Here is a 10,322-nt window from a genome sequence, read left to right as displayed (position 1 = left end):
GGCGCAGAGGGGGAGATGAGATAATTTAATTTTTCCTATTTTGCTGGTTTTGTCTTTTTGTATGGGTTACGGTTTTTTGGGATTTTTTTACCGCAGAGGGCGCAGAGGGCGCAGAGGGGGAGATGAGATAATTTAATTTTTCCTATTTTGCTGGTTTTGTCTTTTTGTATGGGTTACGGTTTTTTGGGATTTTTTTACCGCAGAGGGCGCAGAGGGCGCAGAGGGGGAGATGAGGGAGATTGATGTTTCCTATGCCAATGGTTTTGATATTACATCAAAAGGTTTGGCGACTTTCTCAAATCGGCTTTCTAAGATCGATTGACGATCGCCCCAAAGTCAGCCAACACCCGCGCATGATTCCGCAACAACCCCAATAAATTCAACCGATTGCGCTTAATTTCCGGGTCAGAATCCATCACTAAAACGCTTTCTGGCCCATCAAAAAATTTGCTAACCGTCGGAGCAATTTCAGTTAAACTATCTACTAATTGTTGGTAATTCCGAGTTTGCTTGGATAGTTGGGTTTGTGGCACTAACTGGACTAAAGCATCATAGAAAGCTTGTTCGGACGATTTTTGAAATAACTCTGGTTTCACCGCATTTTTCGGTTCCAATTGGATTTTATCCAACTCTCCTTGAGCCGCCAAACGAGTTGAACGGTTGACTGTCTCGTAGATTTTATCTAATGTGTTGTCATTTCTGATTTGTTGCAAGAAAAGTGCTCTTTCTAAAGTGTCCAACAAATCTTTTAATGCTCGTTCGGTATATTCGGGGTCGTTTTCTCCTAAAACAGCATTCACCAAATCGTAATCGACATTCTTTTCTTCTTCCAGCAAAGTCCGAATTCTTTGCAGGAAAAACTCTGATAATTGTGACAGTAATTCTGGGCTGGTTTCCGGGCGCGCTGCGGTAAATTCGGCTACTACTTGAGCGAGTAATTTGTGTAAATTTACTGACAACTGAGCCGCCCAAATAATGTTAATTATCGCATTGGCGGCGCGGCGCAAGGCGAAGGGATCGGAGGAACCTGTCGGCAACATTCCCAAGCCGAAGATGCTGACTAATGTATCTAATTTGTCTGAGATTCCGACTATTTGACCTGTGAGAGTTTGGGGCAAATTGTCGCCTGCACCTTTGGGCAAATAATGTTCAAAAATCGCTGTGGCTACTGCTTCCGATTCGCCGCTGGCTAGGGCGTATTTCTGCCCCATGATTCCTTGCATTTCTGGCAGTTCGTAAACCATTTGGGTTACGAGGTCGGCTTTGCAAAGTAAGGCTGCTCTTGCTATGTTTAAGTTTTCTTCTGCTGTTAGTTGCAGTTGATTCACAATGAGACTGGCTATTTTGCACAGGCGATCGACCTTTGCACGTACAGTCCCCAAATCTTCTTGGAAAGTGACTGTTTCCAATTTGGGCAAATAATCTTCTAAAGGCTTTGCCAAGTCTGCTTTGTAGAAAAATTGACCGTCTGCTAATCTGGCGCGCACTACTCGCTCGTTGCCGGCGGCAATGATGGCTGATTTGGCTGGATCGCCGTTGGAAATTGTAATGAAGTAGGGCAGAAGTTCGGGGTATTGAGGATTTTTGAGAATCGGAAAATACCGTTGGTTGGTAACAATAATTGTGGTGATTACTTCTGGCGGCAATATCAAAAATTCGTCGTCAAATTTGCCGACTACGGCGGTTGGCCATTCTACTAAGTCGGTTACTTCTTCTAGCAAATCATCGCTGATGTCTGCGTAACCGCCTTGTTTTGTGGCTGCTGCTTTTACTTGGGCTTGAATTTGATTTTTGCGCTGTTGGCGATCGACTTCAACGTAAGCTGCACGCAGACACTCGACATAATCCTCTGCTTGGGGAATGGAAACCCCCCCCGTCCCCCCCTTAGTAAGGGGGGGTGTAGGAATCGATGTCTCCTCCTGAGTAAGGGCGGGTGTAGGAATCGATGTCTCCTCCTGAGTAAGGGCGGGTGTAGGAATCGTCGATGTCTCCTCCTGAGTAAGGGCGGGTGTAGGAATCGTCGATGTCTCCTCCTGAGTAAGGGCGGGTGTAGGAATCGTCGATGTCCCCCCCTTAGTAAGGGGGGGTGTAGGAATCGTCGATGTCCCCCCCTTAGTAAGGGGGGGTGTAGGGGGGGTGTACAAAACTCGGTGTCCTTGGGAAATTCGATCGCTCTTGACTGTATCCGAACCGCTGACTAATGTAATTGGCAGTACAGTATCATCAAGTAGCGCTACTAGCGATCGAATCGGGCGCGGAAACTTTAAATCTCCGTCGGCCCACCGCATGAATCTTTTACCTTCCAATTTGTTAATCCACAGGGGCACAAGTTCCGCCAAAATATCCGCTGTCGTCCGCCCCGGAATTTTTTTAAGGACAAATACAAAATCGCCCTTATCTGTGGCGCGAACTTCCAAAGCCTCTATTTCCACACCCTGCTTTTTGGCAAAACCTTCGGCTGCTTTCGTCGGTTTCCCATCTTTAAAAGCGGAACTAGCGGGGGGGCCTTTTACCTCTTCTTCTCTGTCTAATTGTTGAAGTGGCAGTCCTGTTACGAGAACGGCCAAACGTCTCGGAGTTGCGTATACATGAACAGAGTCGTTTGTCAAGAATTGTTCCGCCAGGGTTGCAGGTATCAATCGCTGCCATTGTTGGGTACTATCGCAGACGAAGGAGGCGGGTAATTCTTCTGTACCGAGTTCTAATAAAAATGCAGCCATATCGCACCGTAATGGAATTTAGTTTAAGGTAATTTATCGGATCGCGCGTGGGCGTTGCCCTCCTACAGGATCGTATATCTCCAAAAGACTCAAAAATTCAGCATACCACGTAAAATCGGGGAGAAAGATCATATCTCAGCAGCACGTCAGGAACCTCAGCCTAAAGGCATGAGGCTTGAAAGAGAAATCTAGAAAGCCGTTCTGACCAGCCTAAGTACCTTGGGTACTACGTTTTTTGAGTCACGACACCCTGGGATGCGAAGCTAGTCAAGAGCTCTGTCGCTAGTGGTTAAACAGTCTTAATGTCACTGAGGCAGTGCTGCTAGCCGTGCGCAAGCTCATTAAACCTTGGCGAAGCTAACTTTACCCGAAAGGGATTGGAGACAACCCATTGGTGTCAACTTAAGGCCAAACCCTGTCACAGACTACTGTTTGACGATTAAGGCCAGATCCCCCCTAACCCCCCTTAAGAAGGGGGGGACAGGAGTCCGATCAAAGTCCCCCTTCCCCCCTTGGGGGGGGCTAGGGGGGGGGTGGGGATTTAGGGGGATCTAGACTCAGGTAAAAACCAGATTTCTCAAGGCTTTCAGGCTTAAGTTGACACCTATGGAGACAACCATATCTCCACCGGAGGGGCAACCATACCCCTCTACCCCGTAAGGGGAAAATATAAAGCCGTCCACTGAAGGCGATGCACTGAGCCTAGCCGAAGGGACGGGGTTTCTACCCAATTTTCTGATGACTTTGGCCGAAAAACTAGCACAAGATTGGAAGTCTCGACTGGAAAAAGATTGCCAGGACGAAAATTCGAGCACTCACCAGAGTGTGGTTCGCTGGCTGTTGGGACACCAGCCAGATAGATTTGACACTCTCCATCCTACTCAATTGGCGATCGCCACTGGGGCGATCGACTTTTTGTATCGAATTTTGATTTCTCGGTATCTGGGATTGCCGCCGGAACAAGCTTACCGCAACTTGATCGGGCGACTGGGCGGTTTGGTGGTGTTGCGACAAAAAATCCAAGCGTGGGTGTCTTTGAGTCGCGACAGACAGCGCAGTGTGGTGGATGTGCTGCAAGAAGTGATCCAGGAAATGCTCAATTCCGATCGATATCTTCAGCAGCAAATCGCCTGGATTGCTGAATGTACCTCAGATAGACGCTTGCGAAATTCTTTGTTGCTAGCAACTGTAGAAGAATATTGTTTGCGCCCGATCCGCAACCAGCCCTTGCTGGTGTATCGTTTTGTCAACTACCTGCGGCGTTCCCAGCGGGGCGGCTTAACCCAAGTCCCAGCAGGAGACTGGGTGCGGCTGGTGTCGGAACAGGTACTACCGGATGATACAGATGAACCAGTCAGCCTACTGGACGAACAGGCGATGTCTGACTATGTTGAAACTGAAGCTTGGGAGGAACGGCAAGCTCAGCGACAGATTGTCCAAGCAGAGTTTGAGGCTTATTTGGCCGCCCAAGTCGATCCGCTGGCCTCTCAGTGGCTGCGGCTGTACCTGCAAGGGCGTTCCCAGGAAGCTATCGCCGAAGCTTTGAATGTTCCGATCAAGCAAATTTACCGCTTGCGAGAAAAAGTCAGCTACCACGCGATTCGGGTGTTCGCAGTCAAACAATCCCCCGAATTAGTCGCTAGTTGGCTGGAAACTTCTCTGCAAGAACATAGTTTGGGTTTGACTCCTAGTCAGTGGGAGCAATATTGGCAAAACCTGACGGATGCTCAACGGCACTTGATAGAATCGCTCAAAGCAGGTAAAAGTGTAGAGACGATCGCCTCTGAACTTAAATTGAAAACCAATCAGGTCATCGGCGAGTGGACTAAACTCTATTTAGCTGCTCAATCTCTCCGCAACGATCGCTCCTGAATCTGTTGCAGACCATTGCTAATAGTTAATTATTTGTAACATTTTGGTTCTATGCTCGATACAAATCAGTTCCCGATCCGGTGTCTTTTCTGTGAATTGCTAAATTGAAAGTGACCCGATCGCGATCGCAGGCCTTAATTGTCAGCAATTAACTGCGACTCTTGCTTGGTAGGATAAGATACTAGCAGCACGATCGACTTCTCAGGATTTTCTACCTAATCCTAAATTAACTATTACACTCACGTATTTAGCAAGCAACGCCTCCGCGCGATGCTGCCAAATGTGGGCCCTGACAAATAATGATTTGAAGTCAATTGAAGCGGTTGTCTATAAATTATTCAGTTGTGGTGCATATTTAAAACTTGTGAATTAGTCACAAAACCCTATTAAGGACGATCGATCCTAGGGGGGACTTGGACTCACGATTTTTATTCAAAAGAACATTCAGCTTTCAGACTTCTGCCCTGTCAGGGAAGTTACAGCGTTTAATTTGATGGATGAGGTTGGTGTGTCGCAAAAAGCGCGATCGCGCTTGTCCCCGACTATTACTTATTGACTAATGGTATACACATCTCCAACAAACTCAGCGACGGTCATCAACACCGATCGAATATTTCCATTAATCGATACGGTTGTCCCCTTTGAAGCCTGTCTCTACTATCAAGTTTTGCCTCTATCTCTAGAAGGTAATATTTTAAAACTGGGCGTAGTCGATCTACAAGATGACTCGGCTTTAGACTATGTACAGCGAATTTTAGCTTACATGAATTGCTCTGTTACCACGGAGCAACTTTCATCAGAAACTCAGCACTCAATCCTCTCAGCATACTTGCTGCACGCTAACCAACCAAGAGAAGCAGTGCCCACAGCCACCACAGCAGCTTCTATCCAGACGAATCCCACTCTGGAGAACAAGACAACGTTAAATTCCCCCCCAAAAGTAGAAACAGTGCAGTCAGGGCCAGAACCCGAACCTCCTACCAGGTTGGGCTTAAAACCTGCGCCAAAAGTAATTAAACCAGATTCTGAGGTTTCCTACCCAGAAATTCGGTTGCAAGTTTTGGAGATAGAACCCTTGCACTTGTCAAGTCCCATGGAACTTTTGGCAAAATTACCCGCGCGACAATTGCTGCATGAATTGCTTGGCAAAATATTACGAGAAGGTATCGGCCGCCTGTTTTTTGAGCGACAGCCGTTGCAAGGCCGGATTCTGTGGAGTCAAGACGGCATTTTGAAATCAATGCTTGAAGACATCAATCCCCTATTGTTTCAAGAAGTCATCGACGAGTTGAAGCGGATGACAGATATGCCTGTGAGTAGGGTGGAACACATAGAACAGGTGGAAGTTGAGCGAATTTATCAAGAAACTCATTTGTTATTGCGCTTGCGGGTGATGCCTGCCAACGGTGGCGAAGAAGCAACGCTGCAAGTGTTGCGGGGGGCTGCTTTGAGGTTTTATGAGCAGCAACAGTTGTCTAATTTGAGTCGGGATGCACTAAAATTAGCTCAGGAATTGCAGCGAAAAGTAAATCAAATTCGCGATCGAACTCGACTTGGTCCCTTGCCCTTAGATGGTTTACCAGCCTTGGAAAAAGTAATTAGAAATGTTGACGATCAAATAGAAGCTTTGATGAATCAACACTATATTGAGTAATAATATGGGGCCTAGGGCATAGGGCATTGGGCATTGGGCATACCTCACTAAGATTGAGAAAGGCTATATAGCAGATCAATTTTAGTAAAAAATCAGGAGACGGCAGTGCCGTGTCCCTACAATGTTATGGTGATATCACCCGTGCTCGAAAACATCTTTGTATTGCAATAAATCCAAACTTACAAAAACGGGCAAACACTGAAAACATTGCTGTGCAACTTCCCAACGTTCCTCTCGCTGCAACATCGCCATCAACTTCTGTTTAGCACTCAACAAATAGAGGACATCGTTCCCAGCATATCGCAGTTGTTCCTCTGAAAGATTGTCAAAATTTCCCCAATCGGAACTTTGAGAAGTTTTATTTAATTCTACCTTTTCCAGTTCAAGAATTACTTCTTTCAGTCCGTGTCTGTTGGTATAAGTTCTCGCAAGTTTACTAGCTATTTTATTGCAGAAAACCGGGGCAATGTCAATCCCTAAATTGTAACGCATTGTTGCCATATCGAAGCGAGCAAAGTGAAATACTTTTTCAATATTCTCAGCTTCCATTAATTTCTTTAAATTCGGCGCTTCTTTTTGGCCTTTAGCAATTTTGATCGCGACAACTTTACCTTCCGGGTTGCACAACTGCACCAAACACAGGCGATCGCGCCAGGGCATCAAACCCATGGTTTCGGTATCAACAGCGATCGCCCCTGCGGTCAAATAGTAAGATAACAGAGAATCGGGCAGATCGCGATCGCACACTTGAAAATTAGGAAATTCCATTATTGAGAATTGGTAATTGGGAATGGGGCATGGGGCATGGGGCATTGGGAATGGGGCATGGGGCATTGGGCATTGGTCATTGGGCATTTGCAGTTAAATTAAAACTTTCTTCCTTCTTCCTTCTTCCTTCTTCCTTCTTTTCCCCCCTTGGGGGGGGTAGGGGGGGGTTCTTATCGACTGCGGACAAAAAGCTGAGTAAAATAATACTCCCCTTTCGCATTTTTCGCAATCCCAATCCCAGTCAAATTAAACTGACCCTCCATATTCTTACGGTGGCCATCACTCTTAATCCAACCATCAACAGCATTACGTACCGGGTCGCTGAAGCCCATGTTGTAAGCCACATTTTCAGCTACACTTTGATAGGGAATCGCGATCGCCTTAGCCCGCCCCTCAAACCCGTCGTGGCTAAACTTAACCTTCCCACTCGCCATATTTTCGCTATGAATCCTAGCTTGCTGAGTAATTCGCGGATCGATACTAAGTGGGGGCAACTTCTTAGATGCTCGATATTGATTAATCTGTTGGTTTACCGCTGTTTCTAAATCAGCAATTGAGCTAGAAGCAAGATTAGTATTCATGGAATTTTGTGGTGGCGATTCTGTAGGAATAACTTGGGAACAATTAGGCAGGATTGCTAGGAATACTAGAGACATTAAAACCAAAGATTTGTACATTACTTACAACAATAAATAAACTAAATTGTTAGATTATGTCCGGTTAATCACTCTTTCAGTCTCGCGTTGCGCGGACTTCGTTTGTGTAGACGCGGTTTCAACCGCCGGGTAATCTTAACCGGACATAATCTTACTAATTCCTACAGAGCGATCGCCCAAAATTCCGTTAAACTAGATATTCAGAACCTTCGCCACAGTCTGCACATCCTTGTCACCGCGTCCAGAACAGTTAAGCACAATCCGCGGACTGCCTGTTAACTGCGGACAAAGAGTCTCCAAATAGGCGATCGCATGAGCAGTTTCCAAAGCCGGAATAATCCCCTCCAACTGCGACAGCCGTTGAAAAGCATCCAAAGCTTGTGCATCAGTGACACTATAATATTCAGCCCTACCAACATCCTTCAAATAACTATGTTCCGGCCCCACACCAGGATAATCCAAACCCGCACTAATCGAATGCGGCTCGATGACTTGGCCCTCATTATCCTGCAACAAATAACTCATCGCCCCGTGCAGAACACCCACAGTTCCCTTAGTCAAAGTAGCCGCGTGTTTATCAGTTTCCACACCTTCGCCCGCCGCTTCAACACCAATTAACCTCACAGTTTCTTCCCCAACAAACTCGTGGAAAAGACCCATAGCATTAGAACCGCCGCCCACACAAGCTAATAAAATATCCGGCAAACCAGCCCACTTTTCCTGACACTGAGCACGGGTTTCTTCACCGATAATTGCATGGAAATCGCGCACCATCATCGGGTAAGGATGCGGCCCCGCCACGGAACCAAGAATATAATGAGTTGTTTCGACATTTGTTACCCAATCGCGAATCGCTTCGGAAGTAGCATCTTTCAGGGTTCCAGTACCCGCTGAAACACCCCGAACTTCCGCTCCCATTAAGCGCATTCTGAATACATTTAAAGCCTGTCTTTCCATGTCATGAACGCCCATGTAGACAACACATTGGATACCGAAACGAGCGCAAACTGTAGCAGTAGCAACACCATGTTGACCGGCTCCTGTTTCGGCAATTACTCGTTTTTTGCCCATCCGTTTTGCGAGCAATGCTTGAGCCAAAGCGTTGTTAATTTTGTGCGCACCAGTGTGGTTTAAATCTTCCCGTTTGAGGTAAATTTGCGGGCCAGTTCCGTCTGGTTTAGCGTAGTGTTCGGTGAGGCGTTCGGCGAAATATAAGGGACTGGGGCGGCCTACATAATCCTTGAGTAATTGTTGGAGTTGCTGTTGAAATTCGGGCTCGCTGCGGTATTTGTGGAAAGCGGCTTCGAGCTCAAATAAAGCCGGCATGAGGGTTTCGGGGACATATTTGCCGCCGAATTTGCCAAATCTGCCGAGGGAGTCGGGGCGTTGGGCGGTGGTTTCGGTGGTGAGACGCAGGGGTGTGACTGTCACGGACTTTGTGGGGATAATGGGACAAGTTTTATTATATCGACTGGATGGGGCGGGGCGGTGGGCGATCGGGTAATTTTGCGAGGGCTGCAAAAAATCGCTGGGATGGCGGAAGTTCGTTCGAGCCTTCGATATATTGCTCTGTAAGGGTTTCAGCGATTTTTATTGTGGGTGACAGCTTGTTTTTAGAGAGATTTTTGGGAGTCCTCGCAAACGGCCTCTGGACACGTTGCGCTGTATGGGGTGTATAATGAAGCTCTCCCCACTCGCTGGGGAAACTAATTGAATGGAAACATGTAGTGCACAAAGGAGAGTAGACCAGCTTCCATTGACTCCCCACTCGCTGGGGAAACTAATTGAATGGAAACTCGTTCTGTAGGATGCTCGGACGTTGGTCCGACTTGCGGAATACTCCCCACTCGCTGGGGAAACTAATTGAATGGAAACTCAATGTACTGAAGGTTCTTCGGGTGATTCATAAACACTCCCCACTCGCTGGGGAAACTAATTGAATGGAAACCTAACAGCGTTATCTCGCTTCTCTTGGGCAATTTCAGCTAAGTCCCCACTCGCTGGGGAAACTAATTGAATGGAAACCTACAAGAGCAGCACTAAAAGTAACTAATCCACCAGCACCGATATTAAGTCCCCACTCGCTGGGGAAACTAATTGAATGGAAACCATGATCGTTTCCTCAAATGAATGAAATGAACGTGTAGTCCCCACTCGCTGGGGAAACTAATTGAATGGAAACCGCAAATACAGCTTTGTCCCAGTTTTTAACTTCTTGATATTGGGGACTCCCCACTCGCTGGGGAAACTAATTGAATGGAAACGGCACTGGCGCAGGCTTTGTAGCAGGCGCCCCACTCGCTGGGGAAACTAATTGAATGGAAACGTTCGTTCGTTCCCGAGAACGATATACGCATTGCATTTCGAGCAGTCCCCACTCGCTGGGGAAACTAATTGAATGGAAACTTAACAATTATAAATTCTGTTCTTGCTAATCCAACGCAATTTTGTCCTTGGGCGGGGGCGGGTTTATTATATTTTTGGTTTCCGACGTAGACTATTTGTAAAACCCGCCCCTACATGACCTGTAGATACTGTCTTGATCTGTCAAGGGGTAGCAGTCAAATAATTAGGATCGAAAGGCTTTTGGGACTTTAAAATCCCAAAAGCCAAATGCACCAACTTCCTCATCAAAGCGCCAATCACCTGCAT

Annotated in this window: 6 protein-coding genes and 1 CRISPR repeat array; of the genes, 2 read left to right on the top strand and 4 right to left on the bottom strand. The window is 46.7% G+C overall.

Annotated elements, in window-relative coordinates; all coding sequences use genetic code 11:
- Window positions 1-308: 308 nt before the first annotated feature.
- The gene (gene glyS, locus AAFP11_RS28315; protein ID WP_341740022.1) at window positions 309-2,720 is read right to left on the bottom strand and encodes a glycine--tRNA ligase subunit beta; all 2,412 of its coding nucleotides are present in this window, start codon (window positions 2,718-2,720) and stop codon (window positions 309-311) included.
- A gap of 738 nt (window positions 2,721-3,458) precedes the next feature.
- Between glyS and AAFP11_RS28310 the strand changes: the two genes are divergently transcribed.
- Entirely contained in the window at window positions 3,459-4,592 is a 1,134-nt protein-coding gene (locus tag AAFP11_RS28310) for a HetZ-related protein 2 (RefSeq protein WP_341740021.1), read from the top strand.
- 559 nt (window positions 4,593-5,151) lie between these two features.
- Complete coding sequence (locus AAFP11_RS28305; RefSeq protein WP_341740020.1) at window positions 5,152-6,246, top strand: hypothetical protein; 1,095 nt, start codon at window positions 5,152-5,154, stop codon at window positions 6,244-6,246.
- Window positions 6,247-6,381: 135 nt separating this feature from the next.
- On the opposite strand, the gene AAFP11_RS28300 is transcribed toward AAFP11_RS28305, so the two are convergent.
- The 3 genes from AAFP11_RS28300 to trpB form a co-directional block, all read right to left on the bottom strand.
- Entirely contained in the window at window positions 6,382-7,014 is a 633-nt protein-coding gene (locus tag AAFP11_RS28300; protein WP_341740019.1) for a ribonuclease D, read from the bottom strand.
- A 170-nt stretch (window positions 7,015-7,184) separates the two neighbouring features.
- Window positions 7,185-7,595 (bottom strand): CAP domain-containing protein, encoded by a 411-nt coding sequence (locus AAFP11_RS28295; RefSeq protein ID WP_341740018.1) that lies wholly within the window; start codon window positions 7,593-7,595, stop codon window positions 7,185-7,187.
- A gap of 267 nt (window positions 7,596-7,862) precedes the next feature.
- Complete coding sequence (gene trpB, locus AAFP11_RS28290; protein WP_341740017.1) at window positions 7,863-9,101, bottom strand: tryptophan synthase subunit beta; 1,239 nt, start codon at window positions 9,099-9,101, stop codon at window positions 7,863-7,865.
- 256 nt (window positions 9,102-9,357) lie between these two features.
- Window positions 9,358-10,076: direct repeats of the CRISPR family, unit length 35 nt; unit sequence TCCCCACTCGCTGGGGAAACTAATTGAATGGAAAC.
- Window positions 10,077-10,322 lie beyond the last annotated feature (246 nt).

This window comes from Microcoleus sp. CAWBG640, assembly GCF_020883015.1.
Lineage (GTDB): Bacteria > Cyanobacteriota > Cyanobacteriia > Cyanobacteriales > Microcoleaceae > Microcoleus > Microcoleus anatoxicus.
The sequence above is the reverse complement of the archived record's forward strand: the minus strand, read 5'-3'. Positions and strand labels throughout refer to the sequence as shown.

Bases quoted from the DNA above. Each gene is read 5' to 3' on its own strand.
- AAFP11_RS28300 (WP_341740019.1), bottom strand. From the start codon at position 7,014: ATGGAATTTCCTAATTTTCAAGTGTGCGATCGCGATCTGCCCGATTCT.
- AAFP11_RS28305 (WP_341740020.1), top strand. From the start codon at position 5,152: ATGGTATACACATCTCCAACAAACTCAGCGACGGTCATCAACACCGAT.
- glyS (WP_341740022.1), bottom strand. From the start codon at position 2,720: ATGGCTGCATTTTTATTAGAACTCGGTACAGAAGAATTACCCGCCTCC.
- AAFP11_RS28295 (WP_341740018.1), bottom strand. From the start codon at position 7,595: ATGAATACTAATCTTGCTTCTAGCTCAATTGCTGATTTAGAAACAGCG.
- AAFP11_RS28310 (WP_341740021.1), top strand. From the start codon at position 3,459: ATGACTTTGGCCGAAAAACTAGCACAAGATTGGAAGTCTCGACTGGAA.